This window comes from Bacillus sp. FSL L8-0528, assembly GCF_038593085.1.
Lineage (GTDB): Bacteria > Bacillota > Bacilli > Bacillales > Bacillaceae > Bacillus > Bacillus paralicheniformis.
In genome coordinates this window covers 3,282,042-3,307,561 of the sequence record NZ_CP151961.1, presented here as the reverse complement: position 1 = coordinate 3,307,561, position 25,520 = coordinate 3,282,042, and the positions used below count along the sequence as shown (strand labels likewise).

Here is a 25,520-nt window from a genome sequence, read left to right as displayed (position 1 = left end):
GATGGAAGCGGTATTTAAATCACGCCGATGGTGTATCCGATCGTAATAAAAACGAGACACCAAATAAAAGCCCCTGATCCGGCATAAATCAGGAACCTTTTCATGTCCATCTCGTTCATGCCGGACAGATAGCATGTCACATGGCGGATTCCGGGAACAAAGTAGCCGAAAAGAATCGTCCACGGGCCGTATTTTTCAAACCAGCGGTGCACGGTGTCCAGTCTTTTCGGCGTCAGACCGATCCATTTCCCGAACTTATCGAGCAGCGGTTTCCCGATTTTCTTCCCTAGAAAGTAACTGATGAGCATCCCTGATACCGCACCTGAAAAACTGATCAAAAGAGACATCTCATAGTTTAATAGATGAATAGAAGACAGATAACCGACAAATGTCATCATGACTTCATCGGGTATCGGCAGGCCTACAATTCCGAGAACAAGCATCCCGAATATCGCAAAATACCCGTATTGGGAAATCAATTCTTTTGCCAACTCCATGAAAAACTAGCTCACTTTCTTCAATAGTTTTTTCCCCTTCAGGCTGATGACTTTGATTTTGCTGACCATGAGAAAGGACAGGAACAGCATAATCAAAATGTACGGCTTTTTGCCAAGGATCTCTGATAAAAGGTTTAAGCAAACCAGAATTGTTCCGGCTGCGGTGATCGGAAGGCCTGTAAAATAATCCTGGTTCTCTGATTGAATATTAAATCGCGCCAGCCGAAGCGCTCCGCAAACAGGGAATAACAATGTCGAAGGAAGGCCTAAGATCGGAGCATCATAAAAAACGATTGAATAGGTGATGATGGCCGGGGCGACTCCGAAAGTGATAATATCAGACAAAGAATCTAATTCTTTTCCAAACGGGCTGACGGCATTTAATCTGCGCGCGGCCATGCCGTCAAGGCTGTCCAAGATAGCGCCGATCAGAACAAATATAATGGCTAAGAATAAATACCCTCTGAATGCAAGCAATATTGAAGAGATGCCCGAAACAAAGTTTCCAATCGTAATTAAAGAAGGTATGACTGATTTATTCAATGTTTTCGCATCCTTTAAATAAAAACGTTTTATATAGAAATTAAACAATATTAAATTGTATACGATTTGCTTCCTGTCTGCAATAAAATTCCTGAAATGATTGATAACCAGACTTTTTCATCATACCATAAAAGTGGTAAAGACACTGGCGACATCAAAAAAATTTATATTTTGTTAAGGTAACAAAAAATGAATAAGAGAGCAGACGCTCTCTTATTCTATCGTTCGGTTGTCGTTTTCCTTTAATATAAGCCGATAAATCCGGCCAGCGCGGGAATGATCAAACGCAAGGCGCAATCAGCATGCAGACGCTTGGTATTTCTTTGAAGAAGGGAAGCGTGGACCCGATGCTGTTTATAGCTTTGAGCGAAGCCGAAGAACAGGGCGGATTCGATCGGGTTCCATTTTCCGAACCTAAGCGCAGCGAGCGCGATAAATCTTTGTCCGGCAATGGCGGCATGCGAGAAGTCAAGCGTGACCGTCACAAAAAACCGCCCGCTGTCTTTAGGAAGCAGCGGGCGGGGAGGGGACATGTTATAGATATTGGTTAATCACGTTCAAGTCATTTGTATTTAATTTATATTGGAAAACCGGTCTGCCGATCGTCCCGTAGGCCATTTCTACGTTGAGAACTTCGATTTCCTCCAGAAACTTCAAGTATTTGCGGATTGAAACTTGAGAGATTTCTGTGTGATTGGCCAGATCTTCCGTTGTGAACGTCAAGCTGTCAAATGATCTGATGCTTGACCAAATGAGCTTCAGCGTGCTTTTAGTCAGCCCTTTTGGCAAATGCACCTTTTCGGGCGCGCGTTTTTTTTGAAAAAGTTCGAAATCCAGCTCTTTTTGGCTGATATTCCGGTTGCTTGCATAAAGCTGCTGCTTCCGTTTGTAATCGGTGAGGGCGCTTTGAAACCGCTCAAATTCGAACGGTTTGATTAAGTAATCGACAGCCCCGAACCGCAGCGTTTTTTGAACAACATCCATTTCACTGGCCGCTGAGATGACGATCACGTCGACAGCTTGATTCTGGCGTCTGATCTCAGTGAGCAGCTCGACGCCGTTCCTGCCCGGCATATAAATATCGAGCAGGATCAGATCGATGTGCTCTTCCCGGAGGAAGGTGAGAGCCTCTTGAAAAGAAGCGGCAATTCCCTTCAGCTGAAATCCGTCTACCTGGCTGAGGTAACGTTTATTCAGCTCTCTTACCATCGGGTCATCTTCAACAATTAATACATCAATCATGGTCATCCTCCTTTGGTTCATACGGAATGCGGAGACTGAATGTCGTTCCTTCATTCTTTTCGCTTGTCACGATGATATGTCCATTTAAATTTTCAAGGCTTTGTTCGACGAAATAAAGCCCGAACCCCCGGTTGGAGCCCTTTGTTGAAAAGCCTTGATCAAACATTTTCTGCTGTTCCTCCTTGGATATGCCGACTCCCGTATCCGTGACTTCAATATCAAGCTGTCCGTCATGGTGGCGGAATGAAATCGAAATATTTTTCTTCTCAGTTGCGGAAACGGCATCAAGGGCATTGTTGAGAAGGTTCCCGATAACGGTGATCAAATCGTGTATCACCGCTGTGTTGGCTGTATCCGGAATCCTCGTGCTGCAATGAACCTCCAGCGAGGCCCCCTGTTCCCGGATATAGCTCTGCTTGCCGAGCAAAAAGCCGGCGAGTACCGAGTTTTTTATATGGTTGATAATTTCGCTCGCTTCAGACTGCTGATAGATCGCAATGTCTTTTATATAGTTTCCAAGCTCGTCGTAGTTCTTTAATTGAACGAGACCGAGAATCACGTGGAGCTTGTTCATAAACTCGTGCGACTGCGCCCTGAGCGCGTTTGCGTACATTTTAACACCGGACAGCTGCTCAGCTAAGTGCTTCACTTCGGTTTTGTCGCGGAATGTGGCAATCGCTCCGACGATGTTTCCCTTTTTTAAGTGGATCGGAACTTCATTAAAGACAAGTTCAAGCCCGTTGATTCTGACATCGCGGTCCAGAACGGGCTTCTGTGTTTCGATCACTTGTTTCAAGCGGCTGTTTGGCAAGATGTCGATGACATCCCGGTCTATCGGATTTTCTTCGATCCCCATTTTTTGAAACAGGCGCTTCGCTTCAGCGTTGGCGAGCTTGATTTTTCCTGTTCGGTCAACGGCGAGAATCCCTTCTTTTGTCGACTCAAGCATTGCGCTGCGTTCATTTAAAAGCGTTGCAATTTCATACGGTTCCATACCGAACATAATCGTTTTTACTTTCCTCGCCACGATGACAGCTCCGATGATTCCGGCGAAGATGCTGAGGACGATGACCGTATATAAAGGGCGGAGATTTTGCTGGGTGATCTGCTCAATCTCGTTAAGGGTGATCCCGACCGCTACCGCTCCGACCTGGCTGCCCGTTTTATTATAGATGGGAACAAAAGCCCTCAGTGATTCACCGAGCGTGCCTTTTGCCGTACTAATGTGGCGGCGGCCCTTCAACACTTCTTTTTCGTCCCCGCCGGCGAATTTCTTTCCGATTTTATTCGGATCGGGGTGGGTTTTGCGGATGCTGTTCATATCCATGACCACGACGAATTCAGTCTCGGTGATTTTTTGAACGCGGGCGGTGTATGTTCGGAGCTCATCGTATTCGCCGCTTTCCAGCGATTGCGCTGTAATCGGAGCCTCGGCGACCATCTCCGCCGTCTGCAGGGCAATCTGCTGCTCCTGCTCCCGAATGTTCCTTGCGGTCTCAGAGCCGACCATAAAAAACGCGATCAATAAAGAAATCAAAACGACGACGCAGACAAATATCGTTAATCGTGTCTGCAGTTTTAATGTTTTTTTCAACGGCGATTCCTCGCGATCTATTGATTAGTCAACACATAATACTTTACAAGTAAATGGCGAATTTGTGAAGAATCCTGCACCTTTCTGCCGCAACAGCAGAAATTAAAAATATGGAAAATATTCTTGTCAACAGGTCATAAGTCGTACATAATGAATGAGGAACATATCAGAAAGGGACTTTTTTTATGAAAAATACGTATGTAACAGGCTTTTTTCCTTTTATCGCAATTCTTCTTTTCAGTTCATCTCTTGCGATTTCTTCCGTTATCTATGCCATGGGGATGCTGTCTTCTCTCGGCATTTACAAAGGGATGCTCGAATTTTTCTCTGAGAGCGGCATCCGGATGGCTTTGTTTGCTGTGTTTACGCTGATTTTTTTCATGGTATTTTCCGCTTTGAAGCTGATTGCCAATACAGTGACAGAGCTTGCCCTTTTATTTTTCGCCAAAGATCCTGAAGGCTCGAACCTGAGGAAAATCAGGATCGGTTCTGCCGTGTATCTGGGAGCAAGCCTTTTATCCTTTATTTTTGTCCAATATGCCGCTGGAATTGCAGCGCTTTTTTTACTCGCAACACTCGTATATTTAATTTTTATCGTTTATGCGATCCACAGCACGCTTTCATTTATGTCATTAATCGGCTTTATTATGTTTGAGCTGCTGTTTTGGTTTACGTTTTTAATCGGCACGGTGTACATCGTCATCAAGCTGTATAACAGCATCATGGCGAGCCTGCCCGTTTGAGCCATGCAAAAAACCGGAGCGCGGATGTTTGTCCGGCGGCTCCGGTTTTTTTTATGACAAAAATCGTTTTCTGATCTCAGGACCGGGAATGGTGCACTCGCTTTTTTGCCCAAACCATTTGTAACGGTTTTTCGCAATCACGCTGTAGACGGCGTCCCGTAGCGGTCTGGGAATGATCAAGAGGGCGGAAGCGGCCCGCCAAAGACCAGGAAGACTTTTCACCACGTGCAAGGCCGCGGTTGATTTCTGATATACCCGTCCGTTTTCGATCAAAATAAAGCTGTCAAAATGATCGGAGGGGAGCTGATATTGCTTGAGCAGCTTCCCTCCAGTGTCAGATTGCAGGGAAGCGAATGAAAATAAGCCTTCTGGATCATGCTTGATGATGAATTGAACGGCTCCGTCGCAAAAGTTGCATACGCCGTCAAACAGAACGATTCGCTCAGGCATATCAGTCACTTTCAGCCACCCCTTTTTTGATTTAAGATGCGTATGCAAGCGTTCCTCTCCAGATTAAAAGTTGAGGTCCCGCGTGATGCAGGTACTCGACATTGCCTTTTGCCTCTTTTCCGACCCATACACTCATTGTGTACGTATCCGTCAATCCGACAAACCAAAGGTCTCTGTACCCATTGGATGTTCCGGTTTTGCCTCCTACATATCCGCCGCTGAAATTCGCTTTTTTCCCGGTTCCTTCTTTGACAACCGCTGATAAGAGCTCGCGCATTTGACTGTTTGTCCGCATGCTGAATACTTGCTGCGGTTTGTCTTTCCATTTGTAAAGCGTCTTGCCTTTTAAGTCCGTCACCTTTGTGATGGCATGGCTGGATGTGTAGCTGCCGTTATTGCCGAAGGTCGTATAGGCATCGGCCATCTCCAGCGGTGAGAAGCCCCATGTAAATCCGCCCAGTGCAGCAGGAAGACGGTAGTCGTTTTGAACGATTTTATCAAATCCGAACGGTTTTAAATAGCTGAATCCTTTTTGCACGCCGACCCGGTTCAGCATTCGTACGGCCGGTGTATTATACGAATATTTAAAGGCTGTCTTGATCGACACGGTTCCGTATGTTCTTTCGTTGAAGTTGTTCGGACAGTATTCTTTGCTGCAAAATTTGCTTGCGTCAATCATGCTGCCTGCCGTCGCACCCGTTTCTTCAATGTACGGGCCGTAGTCAAGGAGCGGTTTAATCGATGATCCCGGCTGCCTGTATGCTTGGAATGCCAGGTTATAATCATACTTTTTATAATTTTTCCCGCCGGACATGGCGACGATTTGATGGGTTTGGTGGTTGATCACTACCGCTCCGCCTTGTACGCCTTCATAAGGGAGGCGATTATTCACTTGCTGGACGACCCGGTTTTGCATCCCGGTATCGAGTGCCGTATAAATTTTGATTCCGCTGGTCGTGAGGGAGCTGATGCGGTTAGACAGCTCTTTTTCGATTTTTTTCTTTTCTTCTTTTGTTTTTGCCTTTTTCAGCCGTTCGTTAAACCCTTCCGAAGCAGACACCAATTTGGTGAATTCCTCATTGACATAAGTCGTATAGTCGGGATAAGCGTCTTTCTTTTCTTTTACATTAAGCGTAATTTTCTGCTTTACGGCTTTGCTGTATTCTTTTTCAGTGATTACGCCCGCTTTTTTCAGCCCTTCAAGCAGCCGCTTTTGGCGGGTTTTTGTGTAGTCAAAATGTTTCAAAGGATCATATAATGTAGGGTTATTAGGGATCGCGCAAATAAATGCCGTTTCGGCAAGGTTGAGAGATTTCAAAGGCTTGCTGAAATAGAAAGAAGACGCGGATCCAATTCCGTAGACCCCATGATTAAAATAGATCGTGTTTAAATATTTCTCAAAAATTTCTTCTTTTGAAAGCTTTTTTTCCAGCTGATAGGAATACAAGAGCTCTGTGAACTTGCGGTCGAAGGTTCGTTCATGGTTCAAATACAAGTTTCTCGAAAGCTGCTGTGTAATCGTGCTGGCCCCCTGATCAATGCCGCCTTTTTTGACATTGGCTGCGGCGGCCCGGGCCATCCCGATAAAATCAAAGCCTTTATGCTGAAAGAAATGACGATCCTCTGAAGTCAGAAACAGCTGCTTCACATGATCAGGGATATTTTTATAGGGGACAAATACCCGGTTTTGGTGATCTGAAACGATTTCGGAAATCAGGGCGCCGTCCCTGTCATACATGTAGCTGTTTTGTACAAGGCCGATATCTTTTATATTGATCTTCTCATCGAGCACCTGATCGAGAGGCTTCATATCCTGAGCTTCACGGCCGGAGGCCATTAAGGTAAAGACAAATATAGGAATTAACATCAACAGAAAAATCCATCCAAAAAATGAACGCAACTTTGTCACTCTCTTTTCGCTAAATTCTAGCCATATCGTACCATTCTTTTTCGATATCGAGAAGGATAATTTGATAGATTGGCAGTTTTTTATCCGATTTCAGCTTGCTTTTGCTTCTGATTTCTTTTGCTGGGACCTTTGGAACATCAGAAGGCATGCTCCGCCGAAAAAGAGAACGGCAGTTGCGTAAAAAGCGGAAGAAATACCGAAAAAGCTAGAAAGAACGCCGCCGAGCACCGGACCGATGACATTGCCCAAAAATCTGAAACTTACATTATAGCCAAGCACTTCCCCTTGAATAGGCCCCGGAGATTCAACTCGGATTAAGGCGGTGATGCAGGGAATCATCCCGCCAAGCGCGATTCCGAACAGAAAGCGGAAGAACACAAGCATTTCATACTGAGATGTAAGTCCTTGCGGAATAACGCAAACCGCGGCAGCCAGCGCGAGAATCATCAATATTTTTCCGTGGCCGAACCGGTCGCCTAAGGCGCCCCATTTTCTCGCGGCGAGAAGGCTTCCAAGGCCGGTTGCAGAAAAAGCCAGCCCTGAGAAAAATGCGAGATTGTCAGTTCCGTGCAGTTCGCTGACATATAAGGCGAGCAGCGGCTGAACACTGAAGTTTCCCACTTGAATCACAGCGGTGAGGATCATCGCCGTAATCAGCGGGCGCTGGTGCAGAATCGTCTGCAGCACCTGCTTTCTCGTGTACCCGGCGGAGGCATCGCGCTTCGGCTTCAGGGGCCGTTCACGCACTCCGGCAAACACGAGGAAAACGGCGCTGTAAATGGCAAATGCCGTAATGAAAAACGTATATGTAAAACCGACGCGATCGGCGAGAAGACCGCCGAGCAAGGGGCCGAATAATCCTCCTGAGACCGTGCCCATCTGCAGCGTGCCGAGCACTTTGCCAGCCGTTTTTTTCGGCGTCTGAGCCGATATCATGGCAAGGGAAGTGGGAATGAACCCGGTGACGAGCCCCATCGCCATTCTCAAAAAAAACAGTTCGTATACGGAAGAAACAAGGGACATGAGAAGAATGCAAGTGCCGATGCCGGTACCCGTGATCAAGAGGATTTTTTTATAGCCGTGTTTATCTCCGAACCTTCCCCAAAAAGGAGAAACCAAAAAGGCCATCAAAAATGTGACGCCGAAAACGTATCCGCTCCATTTTGCCGTAAATCCGTCCGAATAGCTGCCGAGCGTTTCAATATAAAGGGAAAGAAACGGCAGAACCATTGTAGAGCTTGCGGCCACGAAAAAATTCGCGAACCACATGATCACAAGGTTTTTCTTATAAACAGAGATGCGAATCACCTTCTTAAAAAATTTGAATTTCCTTCATTATAAATGAAATGTGTAAGCTGTATGGAATCGCTGCTCATTGGAATAACGGAAATTAGGTATTTGAAGGAATTTTCAACATTTTCAGAAATTAAAACCTTAAATATAGAAATATAATGATATAATAAGAGAAATATGAGCGTACTTTGGAAAACATTCAGAAGACTTTAGGCTTGGACGATTTCAATCCGCTGCGTTACCACCATAAGTTTTTTATATTGAGATAGAAAGGCAGGTGTGAAAGTTGGAAGCGAGCACCTTACTGATTATTGATTTTGAATTTACAATGCCTGAGGGAAAGTATCACCCGCAAAATTTTTTCCCGGAAATCATAGAAGCAGGGATTGTAAAGGCGGTTCATGATGAGGTGGTTGAGACATTTTCAAGCTATATTAAGCCGAAGAAGTTCCCTAAATTAACGAGGCGCTGCAAAAATTTTCTCAGCATCACGCAGGAACAGGTTGACCAAGGCATCACGTTTAACGCGCTGATTGAAAAGCTGCGGGAGCTTGATCCTGACCGAAACAGCGTCATCATTACATGGGGAAACATGGATATGAAAGTGCTGAAGCAAAATTGCATGTTCAACCATGTTCCGTTTCCGTTTAAAGGGGAGATGAGGGATCTTTCCATGGAGTACAAGGAATTTTTCGGCGACAAAACATTGACGAATTTGTGGAAGGCAGCGGAAGAGTACGGCGATTCAGGTACGGGAAAACAGCATAAAGCGCTTGACGACGCGATGACAACGTATAAGTTGTTTCGGCTCGTAGAACGGGATAAGAAGTATTTGGAAAATCCGAAACCGACGACGATCGGCGAACGGGTTGACCTCTCAAAAGTCTTTCCGCATGCCACATAAATAACCCAATCTGACAAACAGATTGGGTTATTTGTGCGGGAAATATTCTTTTTCAAGCCCATGAATAAGCTCAAGCGATTTTGCCGCGTATTCGGACGAATCGTTTTGCAGATCCGTTTTTAAGCGGCTCAAAGCTGAGCGGAGCGAATCCGCATAATCCGGTACAGCTTCATCGAACGGCTTCACCATGCGGTGCGGGATATTTGTCTGTTCACCGAAAGCGAGCGCTTTTCGTTCATGAAAAAAAGGGACGTCTGCCTTATTGGGATGATGAAGATCGCCTTGCTTCGGGTGGGTCAGCACGGCGAGGATTTTGACCAGGTAGTGCATCGGTTTAACATCCGTAATTTCGCCGATGTAGACGCCTGTCTTATAAAACCCTTTTACGTGATCTCCGACTTGAAATTGGTTGTTCACTGCATCTGCCTCCTAATGGTATCATAATAAATAAATGGTAAAAAAATCATTTCAGGGAGGAAGAAAAATGGCGCCGTTTCTGATTCAGTTTATGCTCTATTTTCCTGAAGACAAAAGAGAATATATCCCTTCTTTTATTACGCTGGCCGTTTTCTTTATCATCGCGATTGTTGTATTTCGGCTGATCATCAAGCATTCCAAAAAAGAAGCTGAAAAAGCGGAAAAGCTGGAAAGAGAATTGAATGAAACCATCCACAAGCGCTCTTAGAAGCGCTCGGGAACGATTATGAAAAAGCGGTCTTCAGACGTCTGAGCCCGTCTTTTACAACAGAGAGCGAACATCCGACATTCATTCTGACGAATCCTTCTCCGCCCGGTCCGTACTTCGGTCCCGGCTCTAGAATCAGCTTTCCTTTATGAAGGAGAAGACGTTTGATGTCTTGATCCGTCAATCCGAGCTTGCGGCAGTCAAGCCATGCCAAGTAAGAGGCGTCAGGCTCCATCATGCGGACCTCAGGCAGCTCCTCTGCCAAAAAGCGGCGGACTTCTTCCATATTTCGTTCGATGTAAGGGATAAGCTGATCGAGCCACGGTTCGCCTTTTGAATAGGCCGCTTCGATTGCTGCAACTGCAAATGTATTTAAAGAATGCAGTCCCTGACGCTGCATGACCTTTGCAAAGGCGGTTCTCTTCACCTTGTCGGGTATGATGATGGCTGAGGCCTGCAACCCGGCCAAGTTAAACGTTTTGCTCGGTGCAATGCATGTGATCGAAATATCCGCGAATTCCGGAGATAAAGAGGCGAACGGCGTATGGTTCAGTCCGTTCAGCATCAGGTCTGAATGGATTTCGTCGGAAACAACTGTGACACCGTGTTTAAGGCAGAGTTCGCCCAGCGTTGTCAGCTCTTCTTTCGACCATGAACGTCCGGAAGGATTGTGCGGATTGCAAAGAATGAACATCTTCACATCCGGTTCCCTAAGCTTTTTTTCAAGGTCGGAAAAATCCATTTCATAGCGACCGTCTTTTTCGATTAATGGATTGTGTAACACAACCCGTCCGTTTTTTTCAACTATATCAAAGAACGGCGTATATACAGGCGGCTGTACGACCACCCGCTCGCCGGGCTCTGTGTACGCCTGCACCGCTTGGGCTAGCGCTGTTACAATGCCCGGGCTGAAAGTGATAAACGCCGGTTCAGTATTCCATCCGTGCCGGCGGCTGAGCCAATCGGTGACAGCTTCCTTCGTGCCCGCGCTTGCAGATGTATAGCCGAAAACCCCGTGCTCCAAACGCTGCTGAAGAGCGTCAATAACGGGCTGAGGGGCGCGGAAATCCATATCAGCCACCCACATTGGAAGCGCGTCATCTACACCGAATAATTCCTGTGTTAAGTCCCACTTCACAGACTGGGTCCCGCGTCTGTTATGTTCTGTATTAAAATCCATGATCTCACCTCATGTCTTTTTCATATGTTATACATTAACTGTGATAAGGATAGATTGCAATGTTTTAACCATGAAAGCTTTTATAAAATAAAGGGAGTGGCATCCGATGGAATGGAGCGGTGTGCCCTGAGTGGGCCTTTCAGCGTCATCTCAACCCTATGAGCTGGTATATTCGCCCGGTTTTTCTCTTGGCGCTTGCGTATTTTTGCTATAGGCGGACTTGGAAAGGCGTCATCGTTACTTTTTTGCTGATGACGAGCAGCATGGTTTGGTTTCCCGTCCCCGAGCGGATCAATCCGGAGATGCAGGCTGTTTTGGATTACGAGCTGAAGCTTTTGTCCAACCCGCTTTCTGCCGTGGTCACGCTCGCTTTTATGATGGGGTTTCTCGTGTTGATTGGCGCGGCATTTTGGAAACGCTCCTTAGGGTGGGGACTTGCGGTATTGAATGTGACGCTGATCGGCAAGGTCGTGCTGTCAGTGATGCTGACGGGGGAAAACGGCTGGGCGCCCCTCGGAAATACCGTCTTCGGATTGATTCTCGTCAACGGCATCGGGCTGCTGCTGATCGCCTGGCGGAGGAAGCGGAGAAAAGCCGGCCGATAGCCTGGTGCTTTCCTTATCGACAAGCCGGCGCGTTATGATACAATAGCTTTTGAAATATTACAATGAAGCGGTGATCATGATGAAAGAAAGTCAGGCAGCAGCACAAATCATCCACATCATAAAGGAATGGGATCCGTTTCAAGCCGGATTCGATTTTTATGAAACGGAAGCGGCCGAGATCGTTCAGGCCGTATACACGGAAAACGATGCAGAGCGGCTGGGCGAAGCGATCCAGTCCGTTTTTGAAGTATCATTTGATCAGACGCTGCCGCTGGCAAAATGCAAACAGCTGGCTGAACGGCTCCTTGTGATCAAAGACAGCAGTTCGTGCTGATCAAAATCTAAAAACCGCCAATCGGCGGTTTTATTTATATTCATGTCAAAATGAAATCGGCAATTTTGTCTGATACATAATCCGGATTTTCTTCAGGGACGAGGTGTCCGGTATCCCGCAGGGAATAGAAAATGGAATTGGGCAGATCTTGATGAAGCCTTTTTCCGATCTGTACAGGGACGATGCGGTCCTCTTCGCCCCAGATTAAGAGGGAAGGCGTCTCGATTTTCTTCAAATCGTCCGGTAATAAATCGCCTTCCCGGTGTCTGATGAGACGCGCCAGCGCCCTGAAAATTTGATCGTCGAGAAACGGTTTCAGGTAGCCGTTGATCATTTCCTGATCGATCAGAGAGCTGTCGTAGACAACATTCATGAGATTTTTCAGCACGCCCTGTTTTGACAGCCAGCGCTTGATGTACAAATAAAAATAAGGAATATGGCTCCCGAAAATGAGCGGGCGGGGGGAACGTTTTAAATAGCCTGAGCTGCACAACAGGACGACTTTTTTGAACAGTTCAGGCCTTTCCTTTATCGCATAAAGTGAAATCTGGCCGCCCATCGAATGCCCGACAAGCACGGCGTCTCTAATTCTCAGCCTTTCGATCAGTTCGATGACCACCCTGGCCATGTTTTGATAAGTATACACAAAGGTGCTGGATTTTTCTGATTGGCCGAAGGGAGGCAGGTCAACGGCGACTAAATTAAACTCATCCTTCAGAAGAGGAATGATTTTTCTGTAGCAAAACGAGGAAGAAAGAAAGCCGTGTATTAAAACGAGCGATGTCCTGCCCGGATTCTCGTAATGCTCATAATATATATTGACCCCTTGAATGGTCTCAATAGAAGGTTTTGTTAACAGCATGATCAAAATCACTCCGAATGTTTTTCTTTCATGTTCAAACAATCTGGCCGCATGTTGTCGCCTAAGTCCTGAGTACGTTATTTATCGTACCCGAAAAAATTTTTTTCACGCTTTGATTTCGCTTTTTTTACCGCCTTACATTCGTTCAAAAACGTGCTATAATATTCAGAAGATTTCTTGACATATAAAAGGTGTGATAACGAGATGAAGCTAACAGAAAAAGAAACAGAAATATTGGAAATATTAGAGGAAAACAGCCGACTCGAACCTGAAACGATTGCTAAAATGGCGAACATTTCACAGGAAGAAACAAAAGCGATTATCGAAAAGCTTGAAAAAGAAAAGGTCATCATCGATTATTCGGCAATGATCGACTGGCGAAAAGTCGACGGCCATGAAGGCGTGACAGCGATGATCGATGTGAAAGTAACGCCGAAGCGCGGCGTCGGATTTGACGAAGTGGCCGAGCGGATTTATCGTTTTCAGGAAGTTGAATCAGTTTACTTGATGTCAGGCGTATATGATCTGTCTGTTGTCATCCGCGGCAGAACGATGTCGGATATTTCGCATTTCGTGTCCGAAAAATTATCGACGCTCGAATCAGTCGTGTCGACAACCACCCACTTTATTTTAAAGAAATACAAGCATGACGGTAAAGTTTTTGACTCCGGTGATGATGACAAAAGAATCGTGGTGTCTCCTTAAATGAGGACAACTTATATTTCTAAAGCAGCCCAGCAAATCAAACCGTCGGGCATCCGCAAATTTTTTGATCTTGCGTCCACAATGGAAGGCGTGATTTCATTGGGCGTCGGAGAGCCCGATTTTGTAACGGCGTGGAATGTCAGGGAAGCGAGCATCCTTTCCCTTGAACAGGGCTACACGTCATATACGGCAAACGCGGGTCTTCTTTCTTTGCGGAAAGAGATCAGCGCTTATCTGAATAAACGCTTTCACCTGGATTATGCTCCTGATGACGAGCTGATTGTCACAGTCGGAGCAAGCCAGGCGCTTGATATTGCGGTCAGGGCGATCCTTGATCCCGGAGAAGAAGTGCTGATTCCAGAGCCTTGTTTTGTCGCTTATGAAGCGCTTGTTTCTTTGGCGGGGGGAAAAGCGGTTCACATTCACACGAACGCAGCGCGCGGATTTAAAGCGAGCGCTTCGGATTTTGAAGCCGTTCTGACTGAGCGTACGAAGGCCATCATCCTTTGCACGCCGTCTAACCCGACAGGCTCTGTTTATTCAAAAAAAGAACTGGAAGAGATCGCGGCTTTTGCTGAAAAGCATGACCTGATTGTAATAGCGGATGAAATATACGCCGAGCTGACATACGATGAAGCTTATACAAGCTTTGCGGAAATCGCCGGAATGAAAAAACGGACGATATTGATATCGGGTTTTTCGAAAGGGTTTGCCATGACAGGCTGGCGCCTTGGATATGTCGCAGCTCCTGCATATTTAAGAGACCCTATGCTGAAAATTCACCAGTACTCGATGATGTGCGCGCCAAGCATGGCTCAATTTGCGGCGGAGGAAGCCCTTAAAAACGGCCTCGAAGACGTCGAAAAGATGAAAAAAAGCTACCGCCGCCGAAGAAATGTGTTTGTGGATTCACTGAACGAAATCGGGCTTGACTGCCATCAGCCTGGGGGCGCTTTTTACGCGTTTCCGTCCGTTAAAAAAACGGGCATGAGCTCCGAAGAGTTTGCTGAGGAGCTTCTCATGGCAGAAAAAGTCGCCGTCGTCCCGGGCAATGTTTTCGGGCCGAGCGGCGAAGGCTATATCAGATGTTCCTACGCTTCCTCGCTTGAGCAGCTTCAGGAAGCGCTCGTCAGAATGAAACGCTTTGTGCAGAAGACCGGTGCAGTTCAATAAAAAAATGCGCACCTAAAAGGTCCGCATCAACATAAGGGGGGAATACTAGAAAGCCTTAGTTGTTCTTTAGTATTCCCCTTTCATCTCGGTTTTAAACATACAATGATAAAAAAAGTTTTTTTGCTTAATAAAGACTTATATGATATAATTTTTTATTGCGTATAAAAAGAGATTAAATTCATATGATTTAGGAGTTGTTAGTTATGACAGCAAAATTTGAAGTAGGCAGTGTTTACACTGGAAAAGTGACTGGATTACAGGCGTACGGAGCGTTTGTTGCATTAGATGAAGAAACACAGGGACTCGTGCATATTTCTGAAGTAACACACGGTTTCGTTAAAGATATTAATGAGCACTTGGCGATCGGTGATGAGGTGCAAGTGAAGGTTCTTTCTGTAGATGAGGAAAAAGGCAAAATCAGCCTTTCTATCCGCGCTACACAGGCAGCTCCTGAACGAAAAGAAAGCAAGCCTAGAAGACAAAAGGCTGTTCAAGCCGAAGATACAGCTGCTCCACAAGGATTCAACACGTTAAAAGACAAACTTGAAGAGTGGATCGAGCAGTCCAACAGAAAAGATCTTATTAAGAAGTAATTGAAAAAACTCCGGCCAAAGCCGGAGTTTTTTTTATCGCATTTCCGGCTGCTTGGCGTCTTCGCCAGCAGTCTCTTCAGCCGGTTTAAATAAAAGTCCGAGGTTGATCAGGCCTGCGATTCCGACAAGCGCGTAAACGGTCCGGGCTAAAGCGGACCCTTGTCCGCCAAAAATGGCTGCAACCAAGTCAAATTGAAAAAATCCTATCAGTCCCCAATTGATTGCTCCGATGATTGTTAATACCAATGCGATACGTTGAAGTGCATTCATTTGTTTTTCCTCCTTTTTGAAGTCCTATATTTCACATTTATAGATTGCGACGGATTTGGAAACATTATACGCCTAGGAGCAGATCGCTTTACAGAGCGTTCTGCGGTTTCTCATAATAGTAAATAAAGGAGGAGATGCAGATGGATAATTTTACATATTGGAATCCCACGAAGCTGATATTTGGCCGGGGAGAAGTTGAAAAGCTGGCAGAAGAGGTGAAACACTACGGCCGCAATGTCCTGCTCGTATACGGCGGAGGCAGCATTAAACGAAACGGTTTATACGATCAAGTCATTTCAATCCTTGAAAAGGCGGGCACGGCCGTCCATGAACTGCCCGGCGTCGAACCGAATCCGCGTGTTGCCACTGTGAATAAAGGAGTCGCGATCTGCAAAGAGAACGATATTGACTTTTTATTGGCAGTCGGCGGCGGAAGTGTGATCGATTGTACGAAAGCGATCGCCGCCGGAGCGAAATACGACGGAGATGCGTGGGATATTGTGACAAAAAAACATATTCCGGCTGATGCGCTGCCGTTTGGAACGGTTTTAACGTTGGCAGCGACAGGATCGGAAATGAACTCGGGATCTGTCATCACAAATTGGGAAACCAATGAAAAATACGGCTGGGGAAGCCCGCTCGTATTCCCTAAATTTTCAATTCTTGATCCTGTCAACACATTTACCGTACCGAAAGACCACACGATTTACGGCATTGTCGACATGATGTCCCACGTGTTTGAGCAATATTTTCACCATACCGAAAATACCCCTTATCAGGACCGGATGTGCGAATCCCTGCTCAAAACGGTGATTGAAACAGCTCCTAAGCTCATTGAAGACCTTGAAAACTATGATCTGCGCGAAACGATTCTGTATACAGGCACCATTGCGCTGAACGGCATGCTATCAATGGGCGCACGCGGAGACTGGGCGACGCACAATATCGAGCACGCTGTTTCAGCAGTCTACGATATTCCGCATGCGGGAGGGCTTGCGATCCTGTTCCCGAATTGGATGAAGCACACGCTTTCCGAGAATGTCGGCCGCTTTAAACAGCTTGCCGTCCGTGTTTTTGACGTAGATGAAACAGGAAAAACCGATCGTGAAGTGGCGCTTGTTGGAATCGAGAAACTGTCTGAATTCTGGACCAGCCTTGGCGCGCCAAATCGTCTTGCCGATTATGACATCACAGATGAGAAGCTGGATCTCATTGCCGACAAAGCGATGGCAAACGGCGAATTCGGCCGCTTTAAAACGCTGAATAAAGACGATGTTCTGTCTATTTTGAAGGCTTCTTTATAAGACTTCTTGACGGCTCAAGGAGAACCGCCATTCCTTGAGCCGTTGTTTATTGTTATGTTTTTGACAAAACTGCGGGTGGCGGCTGAAAAACATGCGTTTTTGGCGCGCCAGCCCCCATCCTCCTTTTTTTCGTCACTTGATTTAACGAAGGAGTTCATATAAAGTGAAAAGGGAAGAGGCTGTCGCCGAAAATCGACATGTTTTAAAACCCTTTGGCCCGCACTCTCATGAAAATGAAAGCGCTGGCGGGTATTTGAAAGAAAACAGCTAGTACTGGAGGTTTAATAATATGACGCATGTCCGTTTTGACTACTCAAGAGCATTGCCTTTCTTTAAAGAACATGAACTTACATATCTGCGTGACTTCGTGAAAGTCGCCCACCATACCATTCACGAAAAAACAGGTGCGGGCAGCGACTTTTTAGGCTGGGTGGATCTTCCGACTGACTATGACAAAGAAGAATTCGCCCGCATTAAAAAGTGCGCTGAAAAAATTCAAAATGATTCCGATGTTTTGCTTGTTGTCGGAATCGGCGGTTCGTACCTCGGCGCAAGAGCAGCGATCGAAATGCTGAATCATTCATTTTATAATGTGCTGCCGAAAGAAAAGCGGAAAACGCCGCAAGTGATTTTCATCGGCAACAACATCAGCTCTTCTTACATGAGAGACGTGATGGATCTTCTTGAAGACGCTGATTTTTCAATCAACGTGATTTCTAAATCAGGCACAACGACAGAACCGGCGATTGCTTTCCGGATCTTCCGCAAGCTTCTTGAAGAAAAGTATGGAAAAGAAGAAGCGAAACGCCGCATTTATGCAACAACTGATAAAGAGCGGGGCGCATTAAAAACGCTTGCGAATGAGGAAGGCTTTGAATCATTTATCATTCCTGACGATGTCGGGGGCCGCTTTTCTGTGCTCACAGCGGTCGGCTTGCTTCCAATCGCAGTCAGCGGAGCCGATATCGATGAAATGATGAAGGGCGCCCGCGATGCGAGCAAAGACTTTTCCACATCAGAGCTTGAAGACAATCCGGCTTACCAATACGCGGTCGTCAGAAACGTCCTTTATAACAAAGGCAAAACGATTGAAATGCTGATCAACTACGAGCCGGGCCTTCAGTACTTCGCAGAATGGTGGAAGCAGCTCTTTGGCGAAAGTGAAGGAAAAGACGAAAAAGGCATTTATCCATCTTCAGCCAACTTCTCGACTGATCTTCACTCTCTTGGACAATACGTACAAGAAGGAAGAAGAGATATGTTCGAAACGGTGCTGAACGTTGAAAAGCCAAGACACGAGCTGACAATCGAAGAAGCGGACAATGATCTTGACGGCTTGAACTATCTTGCCGGCAAAACGGTCGACTTCGTCAATAAAAAAGCGTTCCAAGGCACAATGCTCGCGCACACGGACGGTAATGTGCCGAACTTGATCGTGAACGTACCTGAAATGAACGCTTACACGTTCGGCTACCTTGTGTACTTCTTTGAAAAAGCCTGCGCAATGAGCGGATACCTGCTCGGCGTCAACCCGTTTGACCAGCCTGGAGTGGAAGCGTACAAAGTCAATATGTTCGCCCTCCTCGGCAAGCCTGGCTTCGAAGAGAAAAAAGCAGAGCTTGAGAAACGTTTGGATCAATAAACGAAAAAACAGCCTCCGGACTTAATGTCCCGGGGGGCTGTTTTAATTCGTATGACGGATGCTGAAGTCCAGTAGACGGATAAAATTCGTCATGTGTGTAGACGAATCTCAATTTTTCCAATCGTTTTCGTGAAGCTGTATTTTCAGGGTGATGTCCCGCAAACAGCTTTTTTGCCCGGATTTTGTTAAATGCGTATTCAATCATGCCCTCAGCCGCTTCAGATGCATAACCTTTACCCCAAGCCGAACGGACGAGATGAAAACCAAGCTCGTACACATCATTTTCCGGGTCATAGGGGCGAAGTCCGCAGCATCCGATAAATTCGTTGTTTCCTGTTTTAAATATCGGGAAGTATTGAACCCCGTGTGTATTGTATTGTTCGATCTCCAGCAGCAAACGGTTTCTTATTTCGCTATCGGTCATGATTCCGTCTGCTGTCAGATATTTGGCCACATCTCGATTTCCCCACAATGTCTTTGCCAAATTCAAATTCTCTTCAGCCCATAAAGAAAAGCCGATGCGTGTTGTTTGCAGAAAGTAGTGCTTCATTCCATTCCGATCCCCCTGTGACAGCTGTTTACCTTATTTTATCACGACAATAGCCGGCGGGGGCTCTTTAAACTAATGATTCATCCCGTAAATCGTAAATGCGAGATAAGTCGCGAAAAAACTCCACAACACATAAGGGACTAAGAGAATCGCTGCCGTTTTATGAATGCGCCGTGTGATCAAGGCGAGCGCAAGAGCGGTCATGGCTACGAAAAAAGAGTCGGCCGCGGCAGCAAGTACGTTTTTTTCCGTGAATTGAAAATAGCTGAATGCCTGGTTAAACAAATAGTTAATGATCAGCATGATCCAAAATGACGCCGCTGCTTTTCTCAGATCGTATGCGGCATACACGAGCGCCGCCGCTAATGAAATGAAGGCGAACAGCACGCTCCAGATGGTTCCGATCAAACGGCCTGACGGTGTCCAATCCGGTTTGTTCAATGACTCATACCATTCCCGGTCTACAGGAAATAAAACGCCCGCCAGTGAAAACAGTGCATATGTAGCAATAAACACGATCACAGCCGTTGCTAATTTTTTTCTTCTCATTCGAAGTTCCTCCCCGTCATAAGCTCATACCTTTGTCTTTCCCAATTCGATCAAATATACTCATACCGCACAAGCTTCTGATCCATACTAAAAAAATAAAACGGTTTGGAGTGACGTCATGTTATTCGTGTTAGAAACATTGTTTCTCATCTTAACGGGTATTGTTCTGCTGAGAATTTCGGGAAGGAAATCAATTTCGCAGATGACAATAGCCACCACCGTCGTCATGATTTCCATCGGAACGATCATCGTTCAGCCGATCATTGAAGACAGCATTTTTAAAACGGTGGCAGCTGCATCGATTTTTATCATCGTCCTTCTGTTGATCGAGTTTTTTAAAATGAAGTTTGATTTTTTTGAAAGCCTGATTGCGGGGAAAGCCGTTGTATTGATCGAAAACGGCGAGCTTCAGGAGCAGAACCTAAAAAAGCACCGCCTGACTGTCGACCAGCTGAAATGAGGCTCCGGACACAGGGGATTTCAAAGTTAACGGACGTGAAAAACGTAACGCTCGAATCAAACGGCCAGATCGGCTACGAGTTATCGGATGACGCCAAGCCTTTTACTATGGGAGAGTATAAAAAATTCCTCCGCATGCAAAACAACCTGCAGCAGCCGGAGGACAATCTGTTTAAGGAAATCACTGAAGGCCACCTGCACGAACCTGATAAACAATTGCGCTAGGGCCCTGAAGTATAAAAACGAAAAAAGGAGTTTTTGTCATGATAAGCTTACCTTCTGAACTGGAAAACCGGTCGTTTTCTCTTTATCATCTCGAACAGACGCTCAAGCCTCTCGGCTATGTGATCAGCGGCGGCTGGGAATATGACCGCGGCTTTTTTGACTATAAAATTGATGATGAGGAAGGATACTTGTTTTTGCGGATTCCGTTTGAAGCGGAGGACGGACAGCTTGATTCGCAAAATGCGACGGTCAAGCTCGGCACGCCATTTTTGCTTCGCCACATCTATCAGGAAGCGCTGGACGACTACGTCGTTCAGGGGAATTTTCGGGCATCTTTTGACCAGTTTGCCGAACCGAAAGAAAAAGACGCCGATATTCCCGGCGTCTATGAAAAGCTTGGCCAATCGTATGTAAAAGAACTCGAAAAGGCGCTTCTTTCTTAAAGTGACAGCAGCTGGTCTGTCGGCTGAAGCTTGTACGAAAATGAAGGAGACAGCACAGGCCCGTCTTTTTGCTGGACACCGATGACGAAAATGTCTTCCTTCATGAAATGATGAATCACTTCTTGAAAAGACGCGCCTTCCATCGTCTTCGGAAGCGGAACCCGATGGACTTTGAAATGAATATCGGCTTCCTTAAATAGCGGATCAGGAAGCTGATTTTTAATGAGAAAATGCTGCAGCATCGCTGTTTTTAAAAGGTCCGCCGTACTGATGATTTGGTTCGCTCCGGCGCGCTCGGCATTTTTTTTCTGCTTTTCCGTCAAGATTTCTACAACGCAATAGACCGACGGGTTCAAGCCTTTAACTGCCAGCAATGTTAAGACCGACTGCATGTCTGCAGATATTTCGCTTTTATGCTGATCGGCGGTAATAAAGACGATTTCAGCCTCTTCAATATTCGCTTTTTGCAGTGTGGCATCATCCGCAGCGTGTCCTCTGATGAAATGAATGTTTTCCATCAGGGGGCCTTCCTTTAGTGTTTCATCAATGAGCACGATCGTTTTGTTTGAATCGGCGGCCTGGAGCGTCCTCATCAGCTTGTTGGATTTCTCGTTCCAGCCGATCAGGATCATATGTCCCTTGCCTCTGTAGTTCACCTTGCCTTCGGCGTAGCGCTGCTGCTTGCTGAAAGCGGCCGTCGCCATCGTTGCAAAATAGGCCGTGACAAACGCTGCCCCCATTAAAATAAGGAGCATGCCGACGGTTTTGCCGAGCGCGGTTTCAGGGACAAAATCGCCGTAACCGACTGTGGAGACGGTGATCAGCGCCCACCATACGCCTTCAAAAACGTTTGAAAACTGCTGCGGCTCGACGAAGGTGATCAGCTGACCGAAAAGGATGATCAATAAAAGGATAATGATTGCGATGCGGACATATATCGGCCACCTTAGCCATGCGATAAATACACGGTTTGATTTCATGTTTCTTCACCGTCTTTCCGCAGGGAAAATGATAAAATCTCTTTGATGATTGCATTTAACTTTTGATTGGTGCTTACTTTCCCGTGCTGTTCAATGGCTTGTCTGATCATTTCTGCCGTTTCTTCTTCAAATTCGATCAGCTGCTCGTCTTTTTCCGATTCGTTATAGAGAAGAATGAACGCATCAAGTCCTTCATTCATTTTATCAATCGCCGTGCTTAACTGTTCTTTTTCCTGATCCGTTACTTTCACCGTGTCACCACCCGAGTTTTCCTTTTTAATCAGTATATCCCTCTTTTGCAAAAATTTTTCAGATAATAATAAACCTTCGTTAACCGACAATAACCGGTAGAGCTGAAGATTTTCGCTGCGGCGTCATATCGGTTCCCGTCCTTCCATACACTTTTTATAAACGAATGAGGGATGTGAGCGGAATGTCCTGTTTAATGAGGCTCTTTTTCATACTGGTCGGAGTCCAGCTGATGGCGGCGGCATCCATTCAATTCATTTTTGATTTAAACGCCGTGTATCATTCCTCTGATGAGGTGTTCTGGAGGGAGTTTTTCAAGGAGCTGTCCACAAGGCCGCCTTTATACTTCATGATTTCAGGAATGGTGCTGATCTTTATCGGGGTTTGTTTGCCGCGAAGAAACAAATAGTGCACTTTTCTGTACAAAAGGAAATCCCTCGGGCTAAAATATATTTACAATTACAATTTTTAAACAACTTATCACAAGAGGGAAGATGATTGCATGAGCATGATTTTTTACTTGTTAACATTTGCTGCATTAGGTTTATCGATTTGGGCACAATTTAAAGTGAAGAGCAACTTTGAAAAATATTCAAAAGTAGAGGCGTCAAGCGGGAGAACTGGAGCCGAAGTGGCCAGACAGATTCTCGACCGAAACGGCCTTTACGATGTCCCGGTTGAACCGGTAAGAGGAACCTTGACAGACCATTATGACCCGACAGCACGCGTTGTGCGCCTGTCCGAACCCGTATACTACGGCCGTTCAATCGCAGCGGTTTCCGTTGCTTCCCATGAATGCGGACATGCCCTGCAGCACCAGGAGTCATACGGCGCACTTGTTTTGAGGCATAAGATGTTTCCGGTCGTGAACTTTTCTTCGGGAGTGGCGCCGTTTTTGTTTATCGGCGGAATGCTGCTCGGAAGCCTGAATCTGATCGGACTCGGCATCATATTGTTTTCGGCAGCCGTATTCTTTCAGCTTGTGACATTGCCTGTTGAATTTAACGCAAGCTCCCGGGCAAAAAGGATCATCGTTTCAGAAGGAATGATCCGCAACACGGAGGAAAGAGGCGTCAGCAAGGTGCTGGATGCCGCGGCTCTGACATATGTCGCAGCAGCGCTTGTTTCGCTGTTTGAGCTGCTGCGCTTCGTCGCAATTTTCCTGTCTGGTCGTAATGACTAACCATTCGTTTTAAGGAGGTGGCCCCTTACCATATTTGGTAAGGGCTTTTTTTGAATATCCTGAATCTCATACTCGTCATACTTTTAATTGCAGCTACGGCTTTTTTCGTTGTCGCCGAATTTGCGATCGTCAAAATCCGCGGCACAAAAATCGATCAGCTCGTTGAAAGCGGGGATAAGCGGGCGATTGCGGCCAAAAGAGTGGTGACAAATCTTGATGAATATTTGTCTGCCTGCCAGCTCGGCATTACCATCACAGCATTAGGGCTCGGCTGGCTCGGGGAATCGACATTCGAACGGATCATTCACCCGCTTTTTGAATTATTTGGCCTGCCTGAATCCGTTTTAAGAGTGGCTTCGATTGTTACCGCCTTTGTCATCATTACATTTTTGCACGTTGTGGTCGGCGAGCTTGCGCCAAAAACGATTGCGATTCAAAAAGCTGAAGCCGTCAGCTTATGGACGGCGAAGCCGCTCATTTTGTTTTATAAAATCATGTTTCCGTTTATCAAACTGCTGAATGGCTCGGCCCGGCTGTTAACGAAGCTGTTCGGGTTCCATTCGGTTAAAGAGCATGAAGTGGCAATCAGTGAGGAAGAGCTGCGGCTTATGCTGTCTGAAAGCTATAAAAAAGGAGAAATCAATCAGTCTGAGTATAAATACGTCAACAAAATTTTTGAATTTGACAACAGGCTGGCCCGGGAAATCATGGTGCCGAGAACGGAGATGGCTACCCTGTTGGCCGATCAATCGATAAAAGAAGCGATTGAAACCGTCATTAATGAACGCTACACGAGATATCCGGTTATTAAGGACGATAAAGACCATATTATCGGAATTGTCAACAGCAAGGACTTGTTTAAATCGTATTTTCTCGACGAGACGATTCCTTTAACTGACTTAATGAGGCCTGTCATCAGGGTGATTGAGAACATACCGATCCAGGAGCTCTTGATTCGCATGCAGAAGGAACGGATCCATATGGCCATTCTAGTGGATGAGTACGGCGGAACGGCAGGACTGGTTACGGTTGAAGACATATTGGAGGAAATCGTCGGGGAAATCAGGGATGAGTTTGATCAGGACGAAATGCCGCACATTATAAAAAAAGGCGAACACCATTATATTATGGACGGAAAGGCTTTAATCGACGAAGTGAATGACCTCCTTCATATCGCGATTGAAAACGAAGAAGTCGATACGATTGCCGGCTGGCTTCTGACGCAAAAGATGGAGCTGAAAAACGGTGACATCCTCAAAACTGAGGGATGCGAATTTAAAATTCTTGATGCTGAAGATCATCATATCCGTTTCATCGAAGTGAAAAAAACGGATTTTTAAAAAGACAGCTGCGGACGACCGCGGCTGTTTTTTAGTTCGATGGCCGTTCTTTATTTCAATAAAATGGATATCTATTCAAAGATAAGAGGATATATCTATGGAAATTCATGACTTTTTACGAATGTACTCCGTTTCGTTCTTTTTTATAATATGGTGTATAAATATGAGGAGGTTTTCAATACGTGAAAAACAACCATTTGCTAAAAGCCATCCTGCTATGGGGAGCCGTATGCATCATGCTGCTGGCGGGGCCGCTCTCGGCGCTTGCTGCTTCGTCATCAAACCCGTCGGATAAATTGTATTTTAAAAACAAAAAATACTACATATTCAACAATGTATGGGGAGCCGACCAGGTCAGCGGCTGGTGGCAGACCATTTATCATAACAATGATTCAGATATGGGCTGGGTATGGAATTGGCCGAGCAATACAAGCACGGTAAAAGCTTATCCATCGATCGTCAGCGGCTGGCATTGGACTGAAGGCTATACTGCGGGCAGCGGATTCCCGACCCGATTGTCAGATCAAAAAAACATCAACACGAAAGTCAGCTATTCGATCAGCGCGAACGGCACCTACAATGCCGCATATGACATTTGGCTCCACAATACAAACAAGGCGAGCTGGGATTCGGCTCCAACCGATGAGATTATGATCTGGCTCAATAACACAAATGCCGGACCTGCCGGTTCTTATGTCGAAACTGTTTCGATTGGCGGGCACAATTGGAAAGTATATAAAGGCTATATTGATGCTGGAAGCGGCAAAGGGTGGAACGTGTTTTCATTTGTCAGAACGGCAAACACCCAACGTGCGAACCTGAATATTCGGGATTTCACGAATTATCTTGCCGACTCCAAACATTGGTTTTCCAAAACGAAGTATGTCAGCAGTGTGGAATTCGGTACGGAAGTTTTCGGAGGCACAGGACAAATAAATATTTCCAATTGGGACGTAACAGTCCGCTGATGGATTTACACCGCTCTTTCTCAAAAAGGGCGGTGTTTAATTTATT

General features: G+C 45.9%; 30 protein-coding genes and 2 pseudogenes. 16 read left to right on the top strand and 16 right to left on the bottom strand.

What is annotated here, in order from left to right; all coding sequences use genetic code 11:
- Nucleotides 1–14: 14 nt before the first annotated feature.
- The 5 genes and pseudogenes from MHI30_RS16920 to malK form a co-directional block, all read right to left on the bottom strand.
- Entirely contained in the window at nt 15–497 is a 483-nt protein-coding gene (locus tag MHI30_RS16920; protein ID WP_075751269.1) for a DedA family protein, read from the bottom strand.
- Between the two features lie 6 nt (nt 498–503).
- On the bottom strand, nt 504–1,040 hold the full coding sequence (gene pssA, locus MHI30_RS16915; RefSeq protein WP_020452780.1) for a CDP-diacylglycerol--serine O-phosphatidyltransferase: 537 nt from the start codon (nt 1,038–1,040) through the stop codon (nt 504–506).
- 283 nt (nt 1,041–1,323) lie between these two features.
- Nucleotides 1,324–1,522 (bottom strand): annotated as a pseudogene (locus tag MHI30_RS16910) (ABC transporter permease); the annotation flags it as partial.
- Nucleotides 1,523–1,574: 52 nt separating this feature from the next.
- Nucleotides 1,575–2,282: a response regulator gene (locus MHI30_RS16905; RefSeq protein WP_075751267.1), complete on the bottom strand. Its 708-nt coding sequence runs from the start codon at nt 2,280–2,282 to the stop codon at nt 1,575–1,577.
- Nucleotides 2,275–3,876 (bottom strand): malate sensor histidine kinase MalK, encoded by a 1,602-nt coding sequence (gene malK / locus MHI30_RS16900; protein ID WP_075751266.1) that lies wholly within the window; start codon nt 3,874–3,876, stop codon nt 2,275–2,277. The genes MHI30_RS16905 and malK overlap by 8 nt, the downstream gene beginning before the upstream one ends.
- 185 nt (nt 3,877–4,061) lie before the next feature.
- Here malK and MHI30_RS16895 point away from each other — a divergent pair, with 185 nt between their 5' ends.
- Complete coding sequence (locus MHI30_RS16895; RefSeq protein WP_075751265.1) at nt 4,062–4,619, top strand: YufK family protein; 558 nt, start codon at nt 4,062–4,064, stop codon at nt 4,617–4,619.
- Nucleotides 4,620–4,670: 51 nt separating this feature from the next.
- Here the strand turns inward: MHI30_RS16895 and MHI30_RS16890 are convergent, their stop codons facing one another.
- The 3 genes from MHI30_RS16890 to MHI30_RS16880 form a co-directional block, all read right to left on the bottom strand.
- Entirely contained in the window at nt 4,671–5,069 is a 399-nt protein-coding gene (locus MHI30_RS16890) for a thiol-disulfide oxidoreductase DCC family protein (RefSeq protein WP_075751822.1), read from the bottom strand.
- Nucleotides 5,070–5,100: 31 nt separating this feature from the next.
- The gene (locus MHI30_RS16885; protein WP_075751821.1) at nt 5,101–6,936 is read right to left on the bottom strand and encodes a transglycosylase domain-containing protein; all 1,836 of its coding nucleotides are present in this window, start codon (nt 6,934–6,936) and stop codon (nt 5,101–5,103) included.
- A 132-nt stretch (nt 6,937–7,068) separates the two neighbouring features.
- Nucleotides 7,069–8,247, bottom strand: coding sequence for an MFS transporter (locus tag MHI30_RS16880; RefSeq protein ID WP_041817464.1), 1,179 nt, complete (start codon nt 8,245–8,247; stop codon nt 7,069–7,071).
- A 310-nt stretch (nt 8,248–8,557) separates the two neighbouring features.
- On the opposite strand from MHI30_RS16880, the gene kapD reads away from it, so the two are divergent.
- Nucleotides 8,558–9,175, top strand: coding sequence for a 3'-5' exonuclease KapD (gene kapD / locus MHI30_RS16875; RefSeq protein WP_003184808.1), 618 nt, complete (start codon nt 8,558–8,560; stop codon nt 9,173–9,175).
- A 27-nt stretch (nt 9,176–9,202) separates the two neighbouring features.
- Here the strand turns inward: kapD and MHI30_RS16870 are convergent, their stop codons facing one another.
- Entirely contained in the window at nt 9,203–9,592 is a 390-nt protein-coding gene (locus MHI30_RS16870; RefSeq protein WP_020452773.1) for a kinase-associated lipoprotein B, read from the bottom strand.
- Nucleotides 9,593–9,659: 67 nt separating this feature from the next.
- On the opposite strand from MHI30_RS16870, the gene MHI30_RS16865 reads away from it, so the two are divergent.
- On the top strand, nt 9,660–9,860 hold the full coding sequence (locus MHI30_RS16865) for a hypothetical protein (protein ID WP_020452772.1): 201 nt from the start codon (nt 9,660–9,662) through the stop codon (nt 9,858–9,860).
- A gap of 16 nt (nt 9,861–9,876) precedes the next feature.
- Here MHI30_RS16865 and MHI30_RS16860 read toward each other — a convergent pair whose 3' ends face one another.
- Nucleotides 9,877–11,040 carry a MalY/PatB family protein gene (locus MHI30_RS16860; protein ID WP_075751264.1) on the bottom strand — a complete coding sequence of 388 codons (1,164 nt, stop codon included), beginning with the start codon at nt 11,038–11,040 and terminating at the stop codon, nt 9,877–9,879.
- Nucleotides 11,041–11,198: 158 nt separating this feature from the next.
- Here MHI30_RS16860 and MHI30_RS16855 point away from each other — a divergent pair, with 158 nt between their 5' ends.
- Together MHI30_RS16855 and MHI30_RS16850 are read left to right on the top strand one after the other, a co-directional pair.
- Nucleotides 11,199–11,645: a hypothetical protein gene (locus MHI30_RS16855; protein ID WP_142238570.1), complete on the top strand. Its 447-nt coding sequence runs from the start codon at nt 11,199–11,201 to the stop codon at nt 11,643–11,645.
- Nucleotides 11,646–11,724: 79 nt separating this feature from the next.
- On the top strand, nt 11,725–11,979 hold the full coding sequence (locus tag MHI30_RS16850; protein ID WP_020452769.1) for a DUF1871 family protein: 255 nt from the start codon (nt 11,725–11,727) through the stop codon (nt 11,977–11,979).
- A gap of 40 nt (nt 11,980–12,019) precedes the next feature.
- Here the strand turns inward: MHI30_RS16850 and MHI30_RS16845 are convergent, their stop codons facing one another.
- A complete protein-coding gene (locus tag MHI30_RS16845) occupies nt 12,020–12,841 on the bottom strand; it encodes an alpha/beta hydrolase (RefSeq protein WP_075751820.1) in 822 nt (273 codons plus the stop codon).
- 204 nt (nt 12,842–13,045) lie between these two features.
- On the opposite strand from MHI30_RS16845, the gene MHI30_RS16840 reads away from it, so the two are divergent.
- The 3 genes from MHI30_RS16840 (at nt 13,046) to yugI (ending at nt 15,312) form a co-directional block, all read left to right on the top strand.
- Nucleotides 13,046–13,546, top strand: coding sequence for an Lrp/AsnC family transcriptional regulator (locus MHI30_RS16840; protein ID WP_003184796.1), 501 nt, complete (start codon nt 13,046–13,048; stop codon nt 13,544–13,546).
- Nucleotides 13,547–14,719 carry an aminotransferase gene (locus tag MHI30_RS16835; RefSeq protein WP_075751262.1) on the top strand — a complete coding sequence of 391 codons (1,173 nt, stop codon included), beginning with the start codon at nt 13,547–13,549 and terminating at the stop codon, nt 14,717–14,719. It abuts the gene before it with no gap.
- 203 nt (nt 14,720–14,922) lie between these two features.
- Complete coding sequence (gene yugI / locus MHI30_RS16830; protein WP_020452765.1) at nt 14,923–15,312, top strand: S1 domain-containing post-transcriptional regulator GSP13; 390 nt, start codon at nt 14,923–14,925, stop codon at nt 15,310–15,312.
- A gap of 33 nt (nt 15,313–15,345) precedes the next feature.
- On the opposite strand, the gene MHI30_RS16825 is transcribed toward yugI, so the two are convergent.
- Nucleotides 15,346–15,582, bottom strand: a complete 237-nt coding sequence (locus tag MHI30_RS16825) for a DUF378 domain-containing protein (protein ID WP_003184789.1) — start codon at nt 15,580–15,582, stop codon at nt 15,346–15,348.
- A gap of 140 nt (nt 15,583–15,722) precedes the next feature.
- Between MHI30_RS16825 and MHI30_RS16820 the strand changes: the two genes are divergently transcribed.
- A complete protein-coding gene (locus tag MHI30_RS16820; RefSeq protein ID WP_075751261.1) occupies nt 15,723–16,886 on the top strand; it encodes an iron-containing alcohol dehydrogenase in 1,164 nt (387 codons plus the stop codon).
- A 289-nt stretch (nt 16,887–17,175) separates the two neighbouring features.
- Nucleotides 17,176–18,528, top strand: a complete 1,353-nt coding sequence (locus tag MHI30_RS16815) for a glucose-6-phosphate isomerase (RefSeq protein WP_020452762.1) — start codon at nt 17,176–17,178, stop codon at nt 18,526–18,528.
- Here the strand turns inward: MHI30_RS16815 and MHI30_RS16810 are convergent.
- Both MHI30_RS16810 and MHI30_RS16805 read right to left on the bottom strand, forming a co-directional pair.
- Complete coding sequence (locus MHI30_RS16810) at nt 18,452–19,078, bottom strand: GNAT family N-acetyltransferase (protein WP_237562638.1); 627 nt, start codon at nt 19,076–19,078, stop codon at nt 18,452–18,454. The genes MHI30_RS16815 and MHI30_RS16810 overlap by 77 nt on opposite strands.
- A gap of 72 nt (nt 19,079–19,150) precedes the next feature.
- Nucleotides 19,151–19,627 (bottom strand): tryptophan-rich sensory protein, encoded by a 477-nt coding sequence (locus MHI30_RS16805; RefSeq protein WP_075751260.1) that lies wholly within the window; start codon nt 19,625–19,627, stop codon nt 19,151–19,153.
- Between the two features lie 118 nt (nt 19,628–19,745).
- Here MHI30_RS16805 and MHI30_RS16800 point away from each other — a divergent pair.
- A pseudogene (locus tag MHI30_RS16800) lies at nt 19,746–20,311 on the top strand (DUF421 domain-containing protein).
- A 38-nt stretch (nt 20,312–20,349) separates the two neighbouring features.
- Nucleotides 20,350–20,754, top strand: a complete 405-nt coding sequence (locus MHI30_RS16795; protein ID WP_075751259.1) for a YugN-like family protein — start codon at nt 20,350–20,352, stop codon at nt 20,752–20,754.
- Here MHI30_RS16795 and MHI30_RS16790 read toward each other — a convergent pair.
- Together MHI30_RS16790 and MHI30_RS16785 are read right to left on the bottom strand one after the other, a co-directional pair.
- The gene (locus MHI30_RS16790; protein WP_075751258.1) at nt 20,751–21,734 is read right to left on the bottom strand and encodes a potassium channel family protein; all 984 of its coding nucleotides are present in this window, start codon (nt 21,732–21,734) and stop codon (nt 20,751–20,753) included. The genes MHI30_RS16795 and MHI30_RS16790 overlap by 4 nt on opposite strands.
- Nucleotides 21,731–21,985, bottom strand: coding sequence for a membrane-integrating protein MstX (locus MHI30_RS16785; protein WP_020452756.1), 255 nt, complete (start codon nt 21,983–21,985; stop codon nt 21,731–21,733). Before MHI30_RS16785 ends, MHI30_RS16790 begins: the two co-directional genes overlap by 4 nt.
- Before the next feature lie 182 nt (nt 21,986–22,167).
- On the opposite strand from MHI30_RS16785, the gene MHI30_RS16780 reads away from it, so the two are divergent.
- The 4 genes from MHI30_RS16780 to MHI30_RS16765 all read left to right on the top strand — a co-directional run bounded on the left by MHI30_RS16780 (nt 22,168) and on the right by MHI30_RS16765 (nt 25,474).
- Nucleotides 22,168–22,392 carry a hypothetical protein gene (locus MHI30_RS16780; RefSeq protein WP_075751257.1) on the top strand — a complete coding sequence of 75 codons (225 nt, stop codon included), beginning with the start codon at nt 22,168–22,170 and terminating at the stop codon, nt 22,390–22,392.
- A gap of 99 nt (nt 22,393–22,491) precedes the next feature.
- On the top strand, nt 22,492–23,166 hold the full coding sequence (locus tag MHI30_RS16775; protein ID WP_025805900.1) for a zinc metallopeptidase: 675 nt from the start codon (nt 22,492–22,494) through the stop codon (nt 23,164–23,166).
- Between the two features lie 50 nt (nt 23,167–23,216).
- Nucleotides 23,217–24,506 (top strand): hemolysin family protein, encoded by a 1,290-nt coding sequence (locus tag MHI30_RS16770; protein ID WP_075751256.1) that lies wholly within the window; start codon nt 23,217–23,219, stop codon nt 24,504–24,506.
- A 182-nt stretch (nt 24,507–24,688) separates the two neighbouring features.
- Nucleotides 24,689–25,474, top strand: a complete 786-nt coding sequence (locus MHI30_RS16765; RefSeq protein WP_075751255.1) for a glycoside hydrolase — start codon at nt 24,689–24,691, stop codon at nt 25,472–25,474.
- Nucleotides 25,475–25,520: the final 46 nt, after the last annotated feature.

Bases quoted from the DNA above. Each gene is read 5' to 3' on its own strand.
- MHI30_RS16920 (WP_075751269.1), bottom strand. From the start codon at position 497: ATGGAGTTGGCAAAAGAATTGATTTCCCAATACGGGTATTTTGCGATA.
- MHI30_RS16905 (WP_075751267.1), bottom strand. From the start codon at position 2,282: ATGATTGATGTATTAATTGTTGAAGATGACCCGATGGTAAGAGAGCTG.
- MHI30_RS16895 (WP_075751265.1), top strand. From the start codon at position 4,062: ATGAAAAATACGTATGTAACAGGCTTTTTTCCTTTTATCGCAATTCTT.
- MHI30_RS16890 (WP_075751822.1), bottom strand. From the start codon at position 5,069: ATGCCTGAGCGAATCGTTCTGTTTGACGGCGTATGCAACTTTTGCGAC.
- MHI30_RS16885 (WP_075751821.1), bottom strand. From the start codon at position 6,936: ATGTTAATTCCTATATTTGTCTTTACCTTAATGGCCTCCGGCCGTGAA.
- MHI30_RS16880 (WP_041817464.1), bottom strand. From the start codon at position 8,247: ATGTGGTTCGCGAATTTTTTCGTGGCCGCAAGCTCTACAATGGTTCTG.
- MHI30_RS16865 (WP_020452772.1), top strand. From the start codon at position 9,660: ATGGCGCCGTTTCTGATTCAGTTTATGCTCTATTTTCCTGAAGACAAA.
- MHI30_RS16860 (WP_075751264.1), bottom strand. From the start codon at position 11,040: ATGGATTTTAATACAGAACATAACAGACGCGGGACCCAGTCTGTGAAG.
- MHI30_RS16855 (WP_142238570.1), top strand. From the start codon at position 11,199: ATGAGCTGGTATATTCGCCCGGTTTTTCTCTTGGCGCTTGCGTATTTT.
- MHI30_RS16850 (WP_020452769.1), top strand. From the start codon at position 11,725: ATGAAAGAAAGTCAGGCAGCAGCACAAATCATCCACATCATAAAGGAA.
- MHI30_RS16845 (WP_075751820.1), bottom strand. From the start codon at position 12,841: ATGCTGTTAACAAAACCTTCTATTGAGACCATTCAAGGGGTCAATATA.
- MHI30_RS16840 (WP_003184796.1), top strand. From the start codon at position 13,046: ATGAAGCTAACAGAAAAAGAAACAGAAATATTGGAAATATTAGAGGAA.
- MHI30_RS16835 (WP_075751262.1), top strand. From the start codon at position 13,547: ATGAGGACAACTTATATTTCTAAAGCAGCCCAGCAAATCAAACCGTCG.
- yugI (WP_020452765.1), top strand. From the start codon at position 14,923: ATGACAGCAAAATTTGAAGTAGGCAGTGTTTACACTGGAAAAGTGACT.
- MHI30_RS16825 (WP_003184789.1), bottom strand. From the start codon at position 15,582: ATGAATGCACTTCAACGTATCGCATTGGTATTAACAATCATCGGAGCA.
- MHI30_RS16820 (WP_075751261.1), top strand. From the start codon at position 15,723: ATGGATAATTTTACATATTGGAATCCCACGAAGCTGATATTTGGCCGG.
- MHI30_RS16815 (WP_020452762.1), top strand. From the start codon at position 17,176: ATGACGCATGTCCGTTTTGACTACTCAAGAGCATTGCCTTTCTTTAAA.
- MHI30_RS16810 (WP_237562638.1), bottom strand. From the start codon at position 19,078: ATGAAGCACTACTTTCTGCAAACAACACGCATCGGCTTTTCTTTATGG.
- MHI30_RS16805 (WP_075751260.1), bottom strand. From the start codon at position 19,627: ATGAGAAGAAAAAAATTAGCAACGGCTGTGATCGTGTTTATTGCTACA.
- MHI30_RS16795 (WP_075751259.1), top strand. From the start codon at position 20,350: ATGATAAGCTTACCTTCTGAACTGGAAAACCGGTCGTTTTCTCTTTAT.
- MHI30_RS16790 (WP_075751258.1), bottom strand. From the start codon at position 21,734: ATGAAATCAAACCGTGTATTTATCGCATGGCTAAGGTGGCCGATATAT.
- MHI30_RS16780 (WP_075751257.1), top strand. From the start codon at position 22,168: ATGTCCTGTTTAATGAGGCTCTTTTTCATACTGGTCGGAGTCCAGCTG.
- MHI30_RS16775 (WP_025805900.1), top strand. From the start codon at position 22,492: ATGATTTTTTACTTGTTAACATTTGCTGCATTAGGTTTATCGATTTGG.